Source organism: Clostridium sp. D5, from assembly GCF_000190355.1.
Classification (GTDB): Bacteria; Bacillota; Clostridia; order Lachnospirales; family Lachnospiraceae; genus Faecalicatena; species Faecalicatena fissicatena_A.
Map to the genome: position 1 here is coordinate 22,743 of NZ_GL870817.1, position 16,654 is coordinate 39,396.

Below are 16,654 nucleotides of genomic sequence, written 5' to 3' on the forward strand. Positions count from 1 at the left end.
CAGAAGAATGATTGACTTATATCAACAATTTGGTTGATGTTTATTGACATTATTTTATGATTCGCTATATAATGCGCTTAAAATAAATATTTTTTAGGAGGAAAATCGATGAGTCCCAGGCAATTATTGTATTTTATGGAAGTATATAAATTAAAAAGCATTACAAAAGCAGCCGAGGTTCTTATGATTTCTACACAAGGACTGAGTAAAACGATTATTAATCTGGAAAAAGAATTAAACTTAAAATTATTTAACAGAGATGGAAATATACTGATACCGACAACTAATGCAACGACCTTATTGCCTTATGCACAAAGAATAATTGACTCATATAATCAAATAGAAAATTTGGCTCATGGGAAATATCAACTGAAAATATGTACGATTGATAATGCATTTAATTATTTCGATATACATTTTTTGTCAGACTATTATGCTGAAAATCCAAATGTGTTAATTGACATTACAGAGACTTCCAATGAAATCGCGATTTCTCAATTGCGTTCAAACGACTGTGAACTTGCGATCGTACAGTTTCCAAATGAATATCCTTCCGTTAAAAAGGACTTGTTGTTTCGAAGCAGATTTTGTATGGTTATTCATAATGAGAATCCTCTGTCCAGGCTAAAGATATTTCATGATCATGATTGGGATGGGCAAAAGATTGGAGGACGCGGAAGCGGAGCCATATTATTTGAATCCTATTTACAGAAACTGTATAATCAGGGTTACCATCCTGTAATGAAGTTCCAAAGTAACAATGATAAACTTGTAATATCTATGGCAGAGGATAACCAGCTAATAGCCTGTGTAAGTGAGCTGGCATTGAAAAGTTATTACAGCGAGGTTACGACTGTCGTTCCTCTTGAAAGAAAAGCTGACGATATTAATTATCTGGCCTACAACAGTATGCATCCTTTATCTCCACAGGCAATGAACTTTCGGCAATATATTTTAGATAATATAAATTTTTTATCCTGAGCAGAGCAGTTTCTGCTGTTTAAATTCTCACGTTTGTCCACTTTTATATTTCTCCTGTTAAGTTTTGTGATCCAAAGAGGTCCTCTGAAATTTACTTCCCAATGTGTAACATAATCCTGAATATTTAATATTATAGAACCAGGAAAGAAAGTTTCCTTATCCTAAAATTTATGACAAGGCGGTAGCGCTTATGAAGAAGGAAACCTGTTTAAACGATATACAGCCGGGGCAGAAAGCAGTGGTCAGGGAGCTGAAGGCAGATGGCAGCATCCACAGGCGTCTTCTGGACATTGGTCTTGTAAGAGGAACAAAAGTTGAATGCGTAGGGAAAAGTCCCGGAGGAGATCCGGGGGCATTTTTAATCCGCGGCGCGGTCATCGCGATCCGATCGGAAGACTGTGGAAATATTCTCGTTCAAATGATGGAAGGTGCCTGAGATGGGGCGCGAAAAAGTGATTGCCATAGCAGGTAATCCAAACGTAGGAAAGAGTACCGTTTTCAACAGTCTGACAAATCTGCACCAGCACACGGGAAACTGGCCGGGGAAGACAGTCACAAATGCCTCCGGACACTGTGAGACGAAAGAATATTCTTATAAAATGGTGGATATACCGGGGACGTACTCGCTGCTGGCCCACTCCGCGGAAGAGGAGGCGGCCAGGGATTTTATCTGCTTTGGAGATGCGGATGCGGTAGTTGTAGTCTGTGACGCAGTCTGCCTGGAGCGGAATCTCAACCTTGTGCTTCAGATACTGGAAATTACCAGAAAAGTGATTGTCTGTGTGAATCTTCTGGATGAAGCGGAGAAAAAAGGGATCTATGTGGATCTGGATATCCTTTCCCGGGAGCTGGGCGTACCTGTGATCGGTATGGTGGCGCGGGAAGGAAAGGGCAGGGAGCAGCTGCTGGAGACAATGGATGATATGATGCGAGGCGCTGAAAAGGTAAGGCAGGAACTTCAGGCATCCTCTGTAAGCTGCCCGGCCGGAACCGGATATGTGATTCCATACTGTGGCGTCCTGGAAAAAGCTATTGGGGTGGTGGAGTCTGCGGTCGATGTAGTATTGGAGGGGATACAGATGCCGTGTGCCTCCTCATGCAACGGATGTCTGAACAGCAGATGGCTTTCCCTGCGGCTGCTGGATTACGACAAAGCGCTGGGGGAAAGCATCCGCAGATACCTGCAGCGGGATATCTGCCGGGAGCACTGCCTGAAGGAAGCACTGCCGGAGGCACAAAAATTACTGCAGAAAAATCATATAGATAAGAAGAGGCTGGAGGAAGAGATTGTCTCTTCTGTGATGTATATTGCAGAGCGGATCTGCGAAAAAGCGGTCACCTGCACAAAGGAGCATTCTGACAGCAGGGACCGGAAAATCGACAGTATCCTTACTAGCAGAAGGGCGGGATATCCGCTTATGGCGGCCCTTTTGATGGCAGTACTGTGGATGACAATAACCGGGGCAAACTATCCTTCAGAACTTCTGGCAAAGGGACTGTTCTGGGTACAGGACAGACTGACAGAGCTGTTTCAGTTTATGGGGGCTCCATCCTGGCTCCATGGCATGTTGGTTCTGGGAGTTTACCGGGTGCTGGCATGGGTGATATCCGTTATGCTTCCGCCTATGGCAATATTTTTCCCTCTGTTTACACTGCTGGAGGATGCGGGATATCTTCCCAGAATAGCTTATAATCTGGATAAACCATTCAAAAAATGCTGTGCCTGTGGAAAACAGGCGCTGACCATGTGCATGGGCTTCGGATGCAATGCTGCCGGTGTCGTAGGGTGCAGGATCATAGACTCTCCGAGAGAGCGGATGATTGCCATCCTTACAAACAGTTTTGTCCCCTGTAATGGCCGTTTTCCAACTCTGATTGCAATTATTACCATGTTTTTTGCAGGCATTTCAGGCGGAGTGGGGGGATCCCTTTTATCTGCATTTTTGCTTACCACATTTATACTGCTTGGTGTGGGCATGACATTTCTGGTTTCCTGGCTTTTGTCAAAAACCGTGCTGAAAGGTGTGCCGTCTTCATTTACACTGGAACTTCCGCCATACCGCAGGCCCCAGGTGGGCAAAGTGATTGTAAGGTCTATCTTCGACAGAACACTGTTTGTACTGGGCCGTGCAATTGTGGTGGCTGCTCCCGCAGGCCTGTTTATATGGGCTGCAGCAAATATTAACGTGGGGGATATGAGCCTTCTGAACTATTGTGCATCCATGCTGGACCCATTTGCGAAAATGCTGGGGCTTGACGGCGTTATTCTGATTGCCTTTATCCTCGGACTTCCGGCGAATGAGATTGTGGTTCCTATCATAATTATGGCCTATATGGCGCAGGGGAGTCTTGTGGAATTCGACAGTCTTGCAGAAATGAAGAACCTGTTTGTAAATCATGGCTGGACCTGGCTTACGGCAGTGTGTACAATGCTCTTTTCCCTCATGCACTGGCCGTGCTCCACAACACTGCTGACAATTAAAAAAGAGACGGGAAGCTGGAAGTGGACTCTGGCAGCGCTGGTCATACCGACAGGGGCGGGGATTCTGGTATGTTTCATCGTTGCTCAGGTGGGAAGGCAGTTTTTGTAAAAATAAAATTAAAGGTGGAGAAGGAAACCGCCAGAACTGTGAAAAAGAATGCTGCCGGGACAGAAAGGCAGCATTCTTTTTTAGTTTTATAGGAAAGTTATCAGGGAATAATAAATCCCTGTACAGACCTTCCTAAAAAGGCGAACAATTGTGCAGCGAAAAGTGTATCAATATTGTAATTATGTTCTGTCGATGCTATGGTAACTTTAGACTATTTGTACAGGAGGAAAGACCATGGGAAAACAGATGTTAGCAGGTATTGATGTGGGAACCACAGGCGTCAAGGTGATACTTTTTGATATGCAGGGCACCATAATGGGAAGTGCGTATGAAGAATATAAATGTATGTATCTGAAAACGGGATGGGTGGAGCAGGACCCGGATATGCTCATCCAGGCAGTATACCGGACATGCCGCGCAGCAATCTGCAGTACAGCAGTGAATGTATGTGATATTCAGAGTGTCAGTGTATCGGCGCAGAGAAGCTGTGCAGTACTGATGTCACAGGCCGGGACTCCGTTGAAAATGATTTCCTGGCTGGATAACCGTGCTGTGGATGAGGTGAAGGAAATTGAGGAGGCTTTCGGGGCAGAACGTTTTTACGAGATAACAGGCCTGCCGCTATGTGCCACATGGATATTGCCGAAGCTGCTTCATGTGCGTAAGAATCAGCCTGAATTGTGGAAGAAGGTGCACAAAGTATGCCAGCTGCAGGACCTGATTCTGCGGGCACTGGGAGTGGACGGCTATTACGGAAACGAGCCGGAGGCGGGATTCTGGGGGCTTTGGGATAACCAGAAGCTGTGCTTCCATGAGGCTTTGCTGCAGACGTTTTCCATCAGCCCTTCTTTGCTTCCAGAGATCCGGCAGGTGGGAGAGCTGGTTGGGCGGATCACGGAAAAAACTTCCGCACTGACGGGATTTGCGGAGGGAATGCCAATCTGTGTGGGAATCGGAGATCAGAACAGCGCGGCAGTTGGGGCTGGGATTGTTACACCCGGCGCGGTATCCGTTTCTCTGGGGACCGGAGGGCTGGCAACGGCACTGCTCCAGGACTGCTATCGGGATCCGAAGGGACAGGCAATGGTGACCAGCCATGCGATTCATGGCATGTGGACATTCGAGGGCCTTCAGAATGCGGCGGCAGGTGTATACCGCTGGTTTCGGGATGAGATTGCCGCTTTAGAAAAACAAAATGCAGAACAAAACGGTGGTAACGCATATGATGCGCTGAACCAGATGATTAGTTCGGTGCCCGCGGGGGCAAAAGGCCTGCTCATGCTGCCCTACTTTGCAGGCAGCGCAGCTCCGCGTTGGGATGCATCGGCCCGCGGAGGATTTATCGGACTTACACTGTCCCATGACCGTGCATGTATGGCACGCGCGTGTGTAGAGGGAATTACACTGGAACAAAAGGATATTCTGCGCAGTCTTCCGAGTATGGGACAGGAATTTTCCTATGTAAGGATTGTCGGCGGGGCAACCCGGTCCGAAGTTTGGAATCAGATCCAGGCTGATGTCTACAATCTGCCCTGCGAGACTCTGGAGGTCAGCGATGCCGCCGCGTTGGGCGCAGCCATAAGCGCCGGGGCGGGAGTGGGGGCGTTTAAATCCATTGGGCAGGGCGCCAGGGAGATGGTGCATGTCCGTCGGCGTTATGAACCGGACCCGGAGCAGGCCGCCATATATGAAAAGCTTTATGCGGTGTATTGCAATACCTGCGAGGCACTTACAGGCGCAAAGGTTTTTCGGGATCTGGCCCAATTTTAAAACAAACTAAAAAGAAGCAGGCCGCACCGGTCATATTGCCGGTGCGGCCTGCCTTTCTGCTATAAATGGAGCTATAATATCTGCTCAGCCGTGAGCAGAGAAATCGCGGCGATCTCATCAATAATCAGGGCGTTGATATGGCGTCCCCGCAGCGCAGCCAGAATTGGCTGTGTTTTTTTATGTCCGGCGCACAGACCGACGACAGTCGGGATCTGATGCAGTTCTTCCATAGTTACCCCTACCACCCGGTTGCTCAGAAATGTATCTGGTTCTGAACCGTCTTCCATAAGCTGGTGCCCGCAGATGTCGCAGACCAGACCGAGTTCGCCGAGCCTTCTGGCTTCGTTCTCTTCAATGTAATTGGCACGGTAGGCAATAGAGTCCTTGTAGTAGGAACTGCCCAGGCCGACAAACGCGATATCCAGGGAGTGAATCTGACGGAAATGTTCAAGGATAGCCGGTTCTTTCATCAGAAGATCCCTGAGTGCCGGGTCACTTACAATCAGGGGAGCCTGGAGAATACTGTGATTGCATTGAAGCTTGTGGGCAATCACTTTGACCAGTTCACGGGCATCAATATTCAGATTCTGGCTGTATGTACCGCCCACCAGCTGCACCACCATTGCATTTGGAAAAGAGGTTCTGGCCTGGAATTCACGGGTAAAGGCGCACAGAGTCGTACCCCAGGAGATGCCTATTTTTGTATGTTCCTGCATATTGGAATTCAGGTAATCGGAAGCAGCGCGCCCCACATTTACCTTTGTGGCTTCTTCGTTGACGGCACTGGGAACGACACTCACAAAACGCAGGTTAAAATGCTTTTTCAGCTTATCCGCATTCTGTTCCAGGGACATGCGGGGGTCCCGTATAGTGATCTGTACAATGTTCAGCTGGCGTGCCTCTGTGAGAAGACGCGAGACTTTGGGGCGCGAAATATTCATCAGATGGGCAATCTCCTGCTGTGACATGTTCCCGTAATAGTATAATTTGGCAGCCTTAATAATATCCTTTCGTTTTTGACTGTGCTCCATAATAAAATTCCTCCTTCAGCCCTGAGTATATCAGTGCATTTATGCTTTTTTTCTTATAAATCATGTGTAAACAACTGCTCATTGTCTATATTATACACATAACTGAACATATGTGCAATATTAAGTATCGGAAATATTGACTTATGTTCAAGTGAATGCTAATATGAAAAAAACGAAGAAAGCTGTTTAAGAAAGGAGTAGTTATTATGAATAGCAGGGAACGAGTCAGGGCTGTTCTGAGGCGTGAGATACCGGATCGGGTACCGATGGATCTGTGGGGAACCGACAGCCGTATGAATACCGAGTTTTACGAAATAGCTGCCAAATATCTGGGATACACAGAATTGGGGGAACGTATTCGTCCGGGGTCAACCTCAGAATATGAAGATTACCGCATCAGCGATCTGATCGGTTCAGATTTTCGTCATATCAACATCGGGAAGCCGGATGGTTTTAAAAGTTATAAAGACGATGACGGCAATATTATCGATGAGTGGGGCGTAGGGCGTAAGCTGATTGGAATTCATCCCTCCTTGTCATACCATCCCCTGGCCGATGCAGAGATTGAGGATCTGGAAACATATCACTGGCCGGTTATGAGAGATGAGGGAAGAGTGAGGGGACTGCGTGAGCGCGCGGCAGACTGGTATGAGAATACAGATTTTGCTATTACTGCTACCTCAGCCACATCGGGAACTATTTTTGAAATGTGCCAGTATCTCAGGGGAATCGAACAGTTCCTGGTTGATATGTATGAAGATCCCGATTTTGCAATGGCTCTGATCAACAAAGTGACGGATCTTCTGATTGAGCTGAATGTATGGTATCTGGAAGCGGTTGGGCCATATATTGAATGGCTGGAGTTTTCTTCGGATTTTGGCACGCAGAATGCACCTTTTATGTCACCGGACTTATTTGAAGAATTTATGCTGGAGCCTCACAGAAGATTGTTTGACGCCTGCAGAAAAGCGGCTCCTAATATTAAGATTTTCCTGCACAGCTGCGGAAGCGTTAAGCTGCTGATGCCGCATTTTATCGAAATGGGGGTGGATATCCAGAGTGCACTGCAGCCGCTGGCAAAGGACATGGATTCTGCAGAATTGAAGAAGGAATTCGGAGACCGGCTGATCTTCCACGGCGGAGTGGATATCCAGCAGGCTTTGCCGGGAACAAAGGAAGATACGGAGAAGGATGTGAAGAAACGTCTGGATGCTTTTGCAAAGGACGGCGGCTATATTCTTTCACCATCCAATCACTTCCAGACAGATGTGCCGGTTGAAAATTTCTTACATATGTACGAAGTCGGCAGGAGTTACGGGATTTATCCCATTGGCAGTCATCAATAATAAAAATGTTCAGAGAGGAGAAACATTATGGCTGAGAGTAAACTGATTCTTTGTGTATGCGGCGGCGGAATTAATACGTCACTCAACGCAAAAAACAAAATCAAAGAGTATCTGGAGTCCGAGAATGTACAGGATATTGAGGTGATTCATGCGATGATCGGAGACATTAACCCATACAATGGCCGCAAAAATATGGTGGTCGTATGGATGACGCAGATTGATCCTAATTTTAATGCCCCGGGCATCCAGGGGATGAGCTTTGTCATCGGCTCCAAGAAAACAAAGCTGCAGCTCTGTGCACAGATACTTGACAAAATGAACGAGATATATGAAGGATAACCGTTGACAATGATATTCAAATAGAGAAAGGAATGGGGATATGGAAAATATAGTAGCACAGGTTTCCGGTGTTTTGTCTAACCTGGGAAGCTCTGTTTTGGTCATGGCAGTACTGTTTATTCTGGGTCTTGTATTTCGGGCCGGCTTTTCAAAGAGCCTCCGCGGCGGCATTTATGCAGGCATCGGACTGGCGGGGCTGAATGTAATCGTCAATGCGGCGATTGCGCAGCTGACACCCGCAATACAGGCATTTTCGGACCGGTTTGATACGAATCTCGATGTGGCAGATCTGGGGTGGGGAAGCTCCGGAATCGCATTTGCATGGCCTGGCCTTGCACTGGTTATTCTTGGAATTCTTGCCGTTAATGCACTGATGATCGTGCTGAAGCTTACAAAGACGATGTGGACGGATATCTGGAGCATCTGGCACGGCAATGTGGTGGGCGGTTTCGTTTGGGCGGCTACCGGAGGCAATATTACGCTGGGTGTCCTGGCGGGTGTGCTGTTTCTTGCGGTCGGTTCCATCATTGCAGACTGGACAGCCAAGGATTACCAGGAATTCAATGGGATGCCGGGAATTGCTGTTCCGTGTACCGTGAATCTGATCGGACTTGTGGCAAAACCATTTAATACATTGATAGAAAAAATACCGGGCCTGAGAGATATAGATGCCTCCCCTGAAAACACGCGTAAAAGGATGGGCGTTTTCGGTGAACTTGGTGTCATGGGTGTTGTGATCGGGATTCTTATCGGGATTATGGCCGGCTACCAGTACGGGGCGGTTCTGAACCTGGGCTTCCAGATTGGTGTTCTGATGGTATTTCTGCCGAAGACAGTTTCTGTGTTATGCGAAGGCGTAATACCTGTTGCCAATGCGATCACTGAATTTGTCCAGGAAAAGTTCGAGGGACGGGAACTGTATGTGGGCGTGGACTGCGCAGCATTGCTTGGACATCCGTCCGTTATGGCGGCGGCAGTAATCCTGTATCCTCTTATTATAATACTGGCAATGGTACTGCCGGGAAATGCACTGCTTCCGATTGCGTCTCTGGCGCTGATCCCATACTGGTGCGGAGCCTGCGCAGCACAGCTCAAAGGGAATGTCTTCCGTATTGTGCTGTTCCTACTGGTATGGTCGATACCTGTATTTTATATCGCTTCGGCCATGGCACCTATCCATACAGAGACTATGGGAATGCTCGGACTGGCAGACGCGTCTATCCAGAATTCCAGCCTTGATATGGGTGGTGATCCTCTGGGCGGGCTGATTGTATGGCTGTTCAATCTGATTGGATAACAGATTCAAAACTGGAGGATGAAATGATTGTATTAGATGAAAATAATATTCTGCTGGACTGCAGTGCCGAGTCCAGTGAACAGGCGATCCGCCTGGCTGCGGACTGCCTGTACAGAAATGGATACATAGGTACACAATATGTGGAAGATGTACTGGAAAGGGAAAAGTCTTATCCCACCGGGCTGCCGACAGATGACGTGATTACAGCGCTGCCCCATGCCAAGAGCGGGGATGTGCTGCGGACCGGAGTAAGTGCAGTTCGCCTTCTCAGCCCCGTTGAGTTTGGCAACATGGCGGACAGCGATGAGAAGCTTCCGGCAGAGCTGATATTTATGCTTGCAAATGCTTCCGGAGCGGATTCACATCTTGAGGATTTGCAGGAACTGATGGAGTGCTTTTCACGCGTGGGCCTGTTGAGGGATCTGAAGGTGGCGGAAACACCGGCAGAATTTGCCCGGATATTTGCTGCCTGGGAGACATATCCGGAGTCATAGTGAGGGAAAGGGGGACATTTTGTGAAAAAAGTACTGATCGCGGGCGGCCTGTGTGGTACAACTATGCTGGTCGCAGCAGATAAGATAGAGGCCCGCTGTGCTGCGGCAGGAGTGATGGTGGCGGTTACGATCCAGAACCTGTGGGAGACGTCTTATGTCCGCCCGGGCTACGATCTGATCATTGAGATGTTCCCCTATTTTGAGGATGTGCAGTGTCCTGTCATAAGCGGCAAACCGTTTATAAACCATGTGGGTGAAAAGGAGTTGCTCGGCAGCATTGCCGGCTTATTATGTATGGAGGCGAGCGCATGATTTATGCAGATTACGCGGCTGCAACGCCGCTGGATCCTATGGTATCAGAACAAATGCTGCCCTACCTGACGGAGTATTTTTATAATCCGTCGGCGCTGTATCCTCAGGCGCGGCAGGTTCATGGGGCGGTGGAGCGGGCAAGAGGACAGGCAGCAGATCTGATCGGAGCTCCCGCAGAGAGGATTATTTTTACATCCGGCGGCACGGAGGGCGATAACCTGGCTGTTCTGGGTACGGCCCTGCATGCAGGCCAGCATAAGCGTCACCTGATAACAAGCTCCATTGAACATCACGCACTCCTGGAAACCTGCGTATGGCTGGAGCAGAGAGGTTTTCGGGTTACCCGTCTGCCGGTTGACTCACGGGGACTTGTAGATCCCCACGATCTGCAGGCGGCAATGACAGAGGATACATTTCTGGTATCCATCATGTGGGTGAATAATGAACTGGGAACCATACAGGACATTCCTGAGCTGGCGCGTATTGCACATGCGGGAGGGGCCTGGTTCCATACCGATGCCGTGCAGGCCGTGACGACGCAGGAGATTGATGTTGAGGCGGCAGGGATTGATCTGCTGACGCTGTCCTCACATAAATTCTATGGCCCGAAAGGTGCGGGTGCTCTGTACGTGCGGGAAGGTGTGCCGCTATGTCCGATGCAGCACGGCGGGCAGCAGGAGCATCAGCTGCGGGGTGGAACAGAAAATGTGCCGGCACTTATCGGTATGGGTGCGGCGGCACAGCGTCTGAAAGAACGTGCAGAAGCGATGAGAGCCGATATGAAACGGTGGAAAACCCGGATCATTCAGGAACTGGCAGTGGTGGATGGAATCCGCATTGACAGTCCCCTGGATTGCAGTGCGGATTCCATTCTTCATCTGTCCTTTTATGGAATAGAGGCAGAGGGGATGCTATTCTGGCTTGCAAGGGCGGGGATTCAGGTTTCTATGGGATCAGCGTGCAATTCGCAGAGTGTGGAACCGTCCCATGTAGTAAGGGCTATCGGGCTTTCGGAAGAATTGGCCCGGGGCGGTATCAGACTCTCACTGGGATGCGGACTGACAGATGAAAAGGTTGGAGAATTAATTAAAGGATTGAAAGAAACGGCCAGACGCCTGCGAAGTGCAGACGGGCTGATGAATGAATAAGGAAACAGGAGGAAGATATAGAATGTTAGTAAACACAAAGAAAATGCTGGAGAATGCAAGGCAGGGAACCTATGCCCTGCCGGCCCCGGATTTTGTTGACCTTGACTCGGCACGTGTATTTGTTAAAACTGCGGAAAGGCTGCAGAAACCGCTGATTCTTTCTTATGCACAGGCGTTGGAGAATATGCTGTCACTGGAGGAGGCCGCAGCGATTGGATGTCTGCTGGGCAGAGAGTCCAGTGTACCGGTGGCTCTTCATCTTGATCATGGGATGGACCGGGAATTTATCGGGCGTGCAATTGAACTGGGATTCACCTCGGTCATGATTGATGCGTCAGACAAGAGTTTTGAGGAAAATGTGCGGTGCACAAGTGAGATCGTGCGGCTTGCGCATGACAGTAATGTGACGGTGGAAGCGGAGATCGGGCATGTGGGGCAGGGGGATAATTTTGCTTCATTCGAGAATTCCGAATCTGTTTATACAATGCCTGAGGAGGCCGCAGAATTTGTGGCTCAGACGGAGGTGGATTCACTGGCGGTTTCTATCGGTACGGTACACGGTATATATAAAAATCTGGAAAGTCCTGTGCTGAGCTTTGACTGTCTGCATAAGCTGGCGGAGAAGATTCAGGTTCCGCTGGTGCTTCACGGCGGTTCCGGTACCGGGGATGACAATCTGCACCGGTGTGCGGTTGAGGGGATCTCTAAAATCAATATATTTACAGACTTTCTGACGGCAGCTATGGAGCAGATCCAGAAAGATTCCGCGGCAGATTATCTTGCAGTTAAGCGGGCGGCCAACAGGGGAATGGCAGATGTATTAGAACATTACTATTCTGTGTTTGCCGGGAACTGAGGGGGAGAATGATGGAAAAGTATAGAATACGGACACCGTTTTTTGTTATAAACCCCAAGGCATACGTCTATGGGGAACAGGCGCTGGAACTGGCGCGGTATGCAGATAAGCTGGCAAAGCAGTATGATGTGGATATATTTTTTACCGGCCAGCTGGTGGATCTGCGGCTGATCAGCCAGGAAGCGGAACATCTGATTATTACAGCACAGCATATGGATGGTCTGCATCCGGGCAGCGGAATGGGGCATGTGCTGCCCGAGGCGCTGGCCGATATCGGCGTGAAGGCAACATTCCTCAATCATGCAGAGCATGCGATGCCGTTTGCACAGCTGGCAAAAGCGATGGCACGCGCCGATGAGCTGGGCATTCTGACGATCGTGTGCGCGGATACTGTGGAGGAGGCCAAAGCGCTGGCTATGCTGCATCCGGATATTATGGTCTGCGAGCCAACCTCTTTGATCGGAACCGGTACGGTCAGCGATCAGAATTATATGGCGGCCACAAATGAGGCAGTTAAAACGGTTTCCCCCGGGACGCTTGTTTTACAGGCAGCAGGAATCAGTACAGGTCAGGATGTGTATGGGGCAATTATGTCGGGGGCGGACGGTACGGGCGGTACCAGCGGCATCGTGGCGGCGCCGGACCCGTTTAAGGCTCTTGATGAGATGATTGAGGCTCTGGTACGGGCAAAAAATGACAGAAAGTGAGAGAGATTAATGAAAATTTACCAGGATACGATTATTGTACAGTCTAACGGTTCACGTCCTTCCTATCACAATGTGACAGAACAGGTGCGTGCCATCGCCGCAGCCAGCGGGATAGAGAATGGTATGTGCGTGGTGCAGTCACCGCATACGACGTGCTCGGTTATCTTTGAGGAATATGTTCATGATACGGATTTTAACGGGGATGAATTTCTGCAGGTTGATTTGAACCGCATACTGGACCGCATTATTCCGAGAGAAAGAACAGAGGATATGGAGTACCGGTATCCGGGTCCGAAACATCTGGACTTTTTGATGGGGCTGGACGACCCTCAGTATCCCTGTGACCCGGCAACAATACTGAATGGAGACGCTCATATCCGTGCCTCATTTTTCGGGGCCAGTGAAGCCTTTATCCTGCGGGAGGGCAGCCTGATGATCGGATCGGTGGGGTATATCTATTTTATTGACTGGGATCAGAACCGCTCACGGGAGCGCAAGTGTCATGTCATGATTATGGGAGAGTAGTACACTCAAAGGCCCCCGTAATATAAGCCCTGGGGGCGGATATTACGGGGGGCCAGTTTATTAAAGTTGATTTACCAGTTCCCGGGTAACCTTTTTGCCGACATAGTGATATTTCTTTCTCTTGATAAAGAAGAAAAAGAAGGAGAGCAGAAGTGTAACGCATTCTGCCGCGGGTACAGAGAGCCATACTCCGGTAACCCCCAGCAGTTCAGGCAGCAGCAGGATACTTACGACGATGAACACGAACGTGCGGGCAAATGAAATAATTGCGGACACAGGTCCGTCTGAAAATGCGGTAAACATGGAGGAGGCAAATATATTCATGCCTGCAAATATATAGTTGAATGAGAACAGAAAGAATCCTGTTCTGGCAATTTCATAGGTTGGTGAACCGGCAGGCGTAAAGATCTCCACGATATAAGGAGAAAAAGTCAGTGCGATTGCAGTTGCAATTATTGAGGATACAGAAACAAACCCGGTACATATTTTAAAGATCCTCTGCAAAAGCGGAATGTTTCCTCTCCCGTAATTATAGCTGATTACAGGAGCAACCCCCATGGAGAAACCGAAATACAGTGCGTTGAACAGAAACTGTCCGTAGAGCACGATTGTGATCGCGGCCACACCTGCTTCTCCCAGGAGCCGGAGCATTACGATGTTAAACAGGTAGGTAACCACTGCGGTGGAAATATTGGTGACCATCTCGGAAGAACCGTTGGAGCAGCTCTTGAGCAGGGTCGCCATGCTGAAGCGTGGTTTCACAATTCGCAGTGCATTTTTGCCGGATAAAAAGTACAGCAGTCCGGCAATAGCCGGGATGACCTGTCCGAGGCCGGTCGCCAGGGCAGCGCCCTGAATTCCCATGTTCAGAGGTCCCATGAATACATAGTCCAGTATCATATTAACAATACCCCCCAGTACAGTCAGGATCAGACCCAGATGAGGTTTGCCGGCTGTGACAAAGAATGTCTGGAAAAGCAGCTGCAGGATGCAGGCTGGTGCAAAAAACAGCAGGACACCGAGGTAGCCTTTACAGTTTGCCACCAGGATATCGGTTGAGCCTAACAGGCGTACCAGTGGTTCCAGAAATAAACTGCCAGCAGCCAATATAATAATACTGAGCAGCAGAGAAGTTGCAATAATCAAAGAGAGGTCCTGGTTGGCCTCTTTTTCTTTATGCTCTCCCAGCTTTTTGGCGATCAGAGCGCTCCCCCCGCTTGCAAACATGACACCAACTGCGATTATCAGGTTAATAACAGGAAAGACAATATTTGCGGAGGACAAAGCATTGCTCCCCACAAAACGGGAAATAAAAATCCCGTCTACTATCGTATATAAAGAAGTGAAAACCATCATAATCATAGTCGGGAGTGCGAATCTGAGCAGTGAAAAAAAACGGAAATCTTTAGCGATTGATAATGACATAATAAACATCCTTTCTATGAGTTTGTTTTATAGCACATGTTATGATAAAGTATAGGGTAACGCGATAGTCAAGCTAATATTGTAAAAATATTTAAAAAATATTAAAATTTATCATAAGGTTGTATTTTCATAGAACGGAGGCGGGAAATATGGAGAACAGCAGGACGTTAACGGCGGGGGAATTTGCTAAGATTGTGGGAGTTACAAAACATACTCTTTTCCATTATGATGAGATCGGACTCTTCAGCCCAGAGAGAAAAGGAAAAAACGGGTACCGCTACTATTCAATTGCGCAGATCGAGGTGTTTGACGTGATTTATACCTTAAAGGACCTGGATATGCCGTTGAGCGAGATCCGGGAATACCTGGATCGGAGATCGCCGGAGAATCTGCTTGAACTGCTGGATAAAGAACAGAAGATCGTAGAACAGAAGCAGAAAAGGCTGAAGAGAACAAAGGAATGGATTATGAAGAAACGGGAAGTGCTTCGGGAAGCGGCAGCGGTTGAAATCAGACAGATTGAGCTGATTGAGATGCCCGCATCCTATGCGGTTACAGCCAGGGTTAATTCGAACGATGAAAAGGTTTGGGCCATGGAAGCCGGAAAGCTTCTGAACATATGTGAATCTTTTGGTATCAAAGGTGTCTATGGAATCGGATACAAACAATCTCTGCATAATGTTATAGAAGAAATATATGATAATTATGAGTCTGCATATGTGGTGACAGATAAGAAAATTCCTGGTGCCAGTTGTGAGGAAAGGCCCGCGGGGACGTATCTGGCAGCTTACCATAAGGGGCACTGGGAAGAGCTTCCAAGTACTTACGGGCGGATGCTGGAGTATGCCAGGGAGAAGGGACTGGAGCTATGTGGGGACTGCTATGAGGATTACCTGCTGGACGGACTGACCCAAAAGTCCGAAGACGAGTATGTCACGCGGGTATCCTGCAGAACAGTCTCTCATAAAAATTAAAGTGCGGTTCCTTTTTTCGGCATCAAAAATTGTGAAGTATCTACGCCTTCCAGCTGAAGCAGCTGCACTTTTTTGCTGATGCCTCCGGCATAGCCAGTGAGACTCTTATTGGAACCTACAATGCGGTGACAGGGGATAATAATGGATATGGGGTTGTGCCCGACAGCCCCGCCCACGGCCTGTCCGGACATACTTGCTTTTCCCATACGTTCTGCCGCCCTGCGTCCGATTTCTCCATAGGTGGCGACTTCACCGTATGGGATCTCACAGAGGATGTCCCATACGATCCGGCGGAATTCACTTCCTGCGGGGGCAAGGGAAAGCTCTGAAACAGCCGGCTTTTTCCTGGAAAAATATCTGTCCAGCCAATCTTTGGCGGCGTTTAATACAGGGATATCTTTTCTTTCTTCCATGGCTTCGGGTGCAGTGGCTCTGAAGTATTTCTGGCCTTCTATCCACAGACCGATGAGGCTGGTATCGCTGCTGGCAAGCAGAAGATTTCCTACGGGGGACATATAACTGGTTGAGTAGTACATGTTGTTTCCTCCTAGTATTTTTTTATAATATATCTACATGTATGTAAATTTGAATAATCTAAATCATTAGCCTTGTAAATTGTAATTGTGCAACGGGACATTGCATAATTGATACAGTTCCTATTTGATTTCTTCAACTGTTGGCAAACTGTTTTACAAATCGTCTGGCAGGCTTGAATTCTAATTTATCGTTAAATTTAGTTTACTACATTAATGATAAATCGTTCATAGCCCTGCCAGTCTAATAAAACTACCAAAATTGAATTTTTAAATTCCACCACTCCAAAGGACTGTGAAGTTTACTTTTGCACAGTTGATATTT

General features: G+C 48.1%; 17 protein-coding genes. 14 read left to right on the forward strand and 3 right to left on the reverse strand.

All coding sequences use genetic code 11. The features are described from left to right. The first annotated feature begins 108 nt into the window (after positions 1-108). From HMPREF0240_RS17565 to HMPREF0240_RS17580, 4 genes are all read left to right on the forward strand, one after another. Positions 109-981, forward strand: a complete 873-nt coding sequence (locus HMPREF0240_RS17565) for a LysR family transcriptional regulator (RefSeq protein WP_009004761.1) — start codon at positions 109-111, stop codon at positions 979-981. Positions 982-1,171: 190 nt separating this feature from the next. Continuing rightward, the gene (locus HMPREF0240_RS17570) at positions 1,172-1,417 is read left to right on the forward strand and encodes a FeoA family protein (protein ID WP_009004762.1); all 246 of its coding nucleotides are present in this window, start codon (positions 1,172-1,174) and stop codon (positions 1,415-1,417) included. A gap of 1 nt (position 1,418) precedes the next feature. Then, positions 1,419-3,572, forward strand: coding sequence for a ferrous iron transport protein B (feoB, locus tag HMPREF0240_RS17575; RefSeq protein ID WP_009004763.1), 2,154 nt, complete (start codon positions 1,419-1,421; stop codon positions 3,570-3,572). A 234-nt stretch (positions 3,573-3,806) separates the two neighbouring features. Further along, entirely contained in the window at positions 3,807-5,342 is a 1,536-nt protein-coding gene (locus tag HMPREF0240_RS17580) for an FGGY family carbohydrate kinase (RefSeq protein ID WP_009004764.1), read from the forward strand. A gap of 71 nt (positions 5,343-5,413) precedes the next feature. On the opposite strand, the gene HMPREF0240_RS17585 is transcribed toward HMPREF0240_RS17580, so the two are convergent. Further along, a complete protein-coding gene (locus HMPREF0240_RS17585) occupies positions 5,414-6,373 on the reverse strand; it encodes a sugar-binding domain-containing protein (RefSeq protein WP_009004765.1) in 960 nt (319 codons plus the stop codon). Positions 6,374-6,579: 206 nt separating this feature from the next. On the opposite strand from HMPREF0240_RS17585, the gene HMPREF0240_RS17590 reads away from it, so the two are divergent. The 9 genes from HMPREF0240_RS17590 to HMPREF0240_RS17630 are packed head-to-tail and all read left to right on the forward strand — an operon-like array spanning position 6,580 to position 13,397. Continuing rightward, entirely contained in the window at positions 6,580-7,719 is a 1,140-nt protein-coding gene (locus tag HMPREF0240_RS17590) for a uroporphyrinogen decarboxylase family protein (RefSeq protein ID WP_009004766.1), read from the forward strand. Positions 7,720-7,746: 27 nt separating this feature from the next. Next, positions 7,747-8,058: a galactitol-specific phosphotransferase enzyme IIB component gene (locus tag HMPREF0240_RS17595; RefSeq protein WP_009004767.1), complete on the forward strand. Its 312-nt coding sequence runs from the start codon at positions 7,747-7,749 to the stop codon at positions 8,056-8,058. Between the two features lie 40 nt (positions 8,059-8,098). Then, complete coding sequence (locus HMPREF0240_RS17600) at positions 8,099-9,355, forward strand: PTS transporter subunit IIC (RefSeq protein WP_009004768.1); 1,257 nt, start codon at positions 8,099-8,101, stop codon at positions 9,353-9,355. Between the two features lie 23 nt (positions 9,356-9,378). After that, positions 9,379-9,849, forward strand: coding sequence for a PTS sugar transporter subunit IIA (locus HMPREF0240_RS17605; RefSeq protein WP_009004769.1), 471 nt, complete (start codon positions 9,379-9,381; stop codon positions 9,847-9,849). Between the two features lie 21 nt (positions 9,850-9,870). Beyond that, positions 9,871-10,161: a PTS galactitol enzyme II, B component gene (locus HMPREF0240_RS17610; RefSeq protein WP_009004770.1), complete on the forward strand. Its 291-nt coding sequence runs from the start codon at positions 9,871-9,873 to the stop codon at positions 10,159-10,161. After that, a complete protein-coding gene (locus HMPREF0240_RS17615) occupies positions 10,158-11,309 on the forward strand; it encodes a cysteine desulfurase family protein (protein WP_050794567.1) in 1,152 nt (383 codons plus the stop codon). The genes HMPREF0240_RS17610 and HMPREF0240_RS17615 overlap by 4 nt, the downstream gene beginning before the upstream one ends. Positions 11,310-11,331: 22 nt before the next feature. Then, on the forward strand, positions 11,332-12,165 hold the full coding sequence (locus HMPREF0240_RS17620) for a class II fructose-bisphosphate aldolase (RefSeq protein WP_009004772.1): 834 nt from the start codon (positions 11,332-11,334) through the stop codon (positions 12,163-12,165). An 11-nt stretch (positions 12,166-12,176) separates the two neighbouring features. Beyond that, on the forward strand, positions 12,177-12,872 hold the full coding sequence (locus tag HMPREF0240_RS17625) for a triose-phosphate isomerase (protein WP_009004773.1): 696 nt from the start codon (positions 12,177-12,179) through the stop codon (positions 12,870-12,872). Between the two features lie 9 nt (positions 12,873-12,881). Next, on the forward strand, positions 12,882-13,397 hold the full coding sequence (locus tag HMPREF0240_RS17630) for a YjbQ family protein (protein WP_009004774.1): 516 nt from the start codon (positions 12,882-12,884) through the stop codon (positions 13,395-13,397). Positions 13,398-13,457: 60 nt separating this feature from the next. Here HMPREF0240_RS17630 and HMPREF0240_RS17635 read toward each other — a convergent pair whose 3' ends face one another. Then, on the reverse strand, positions 13,458-14,822 hold the full coding sequence (locus tag HMPREF0240_RS17635; protein WP_009004775.1) for an MATE family efflux transporter: 1,365 nt from the start codon (positions 14,820-14,822) through the stop codon (positions 13,458-13,460). A 149-nt stretch (positions 14,823-14,971) separates the two neighbouring features. Here HMPREF0240_RS17635 and HMPREF0240_RS17640 point away from each other — a divergent pair, with 149 nt between their 5' ends. Beyond that, complete coding sequence (locus tag HMPREF0240_RS17640; RefSeq protein WP_009004776.1) at positions 14,972-15,796, forward strand: MerR family transcriptional regulator; 825 nt, start codon at positions 14,972-14,974, stop codon at positions 15,794-15,796. Here HMPREF0240_RS17640 and HMPREF0240_RS17645 read toward each other — a convergent pair. Next, positions 15,793-16,332, reverse strand: coding sequence for a methylated-DNA--[protein]-cysteine S-methyltransferase (locus HMPREF0240_RS17645; RefSeq protein WP_009004777.1), 540 nt, complete (start codon positions 16,330-16,332; stop codon positions 15,793-15,795). The two genes, HMPREF0240_RS17640 and HMPREF0240_RS17645, sit on opposite strands and share 4 nt — an antisense overlap. Positions 16,333-16,654 lie beyond the last annotated feature (322 nt).

Bases quoted from the DNA above. Each gene is read 5' to 3' on its own strand.
- HMPREF0240_RS17565 (WP_009004761.1), top strand. From the start codon at position 109: ATGAGTCCCAGGCAATTATTGTATTTTATGGAAGTATATAAATTAAAA.
- HMPREF0240_RS17570 (WP_009004762.1), top strand. From the start codon at position 1,172: ATGAAGAAGGAAACCTGTTTAAACGATATACAGCCGGGGCAGAAAGCA.
- feoB (WP_009004763.1), top strand. From the start codon at position 1,419: ATGGGGCGCGAAAAAGTGATTGCCATAGCAGGTAATCCAAACGTAGGA.
- HMPREF0240_RS17580 (WP_009004764.1), top strand. From the start codon at position 3,807: ATGGGAAAACAGATGTTAGCAGGTATTGATGTGGGAACCACAGGCGTC.
- HMPREF0240_RS17585 (WP_009004765.1), bottom strand. From the start codon at position 6,373: ATGGAGCACAGTCAAAAACGAAAGGATATTATTAAGGCTGCCAAATTA.
- HMPREF0240_RS17590 (WP_009004766.1), top strand. From the start codon at position 6,580: ATGAATAGCAGGGAACGAGTCAGGGCTGTTCTGAGGCGTGAGATACCG.
- HMPREF0240_RS17595 (WP_009004767.1), top strand. From the start codon at position 7,747: ATGGCTGAGAGTAAACTGATTCTTTGTGTATGCGGCGGCGGAATTAAT.
- HMPREF0240_RS17600 (WP_009004768.1), top strand. From the start codon at position 8,099: ATGGAAAATATAGTAGCACAGGTTTCCGGTGTTTTGTCTAACCTGGGA.
- HMPREF0240_RS17605 (WP_009004769.1), top strand. From the start codon at position 9,379: ATGATTGTATTAGATGAAAATAATATTCTGCTGGACTGCAGTGCCGAG.
- HMPREF0240_RS17615 (WP_050794567.1), top strand. From the start codon at position 10,158: ATGATTTATGCAGATTACGCGGCTGCAACGCCGCTGGATCCTATGGTA.
- HMPREF0240_RS17620 (WP_009004772.1), top strand. From the start codon at position 11,332: ATGTTAGTAAACACAAAGAAAATGCTGGAGAATGCAAGGCAGGGAACC.
- HMPREF0240_RS17625 (WP_009004773.1), top strand. From the start codon at position 12,177: ATGGAAAAGTATAGAATACGGACACCGTTTTTTGTTATAAACCCCAAG.
- HMPREF0240_RS17630 (WP_009004774.1), top strand. From the start codon at position 12,882: ATGAAAATTTACCAGGATACGATTATTGTACAGTCTAACGGTTCACGT.
- HMPREF0240_RS17635 (WP_009004775.1), bottom strand. From the start codon at position 14,822: ATGTCATTATCAATCGCTAAAGATTTCCGTTTTTTTTCACTGCTCAGA.
- HMPREF0240_RS17640 (WP_009004776.1), top strand. From the start codon at position 14,972: ATGGAGAACAGCAGGACGTTAACGGCGGGGGAATTTGCTAAGATTGTG.
- HMPREF0240_RS17645 (WP_009004777.1), bottom strand. From the start codon at position 16,332: ATGTACTACTCAACCAGTTATATGTCCCCCGTAGGAAATCTTCTGCTT.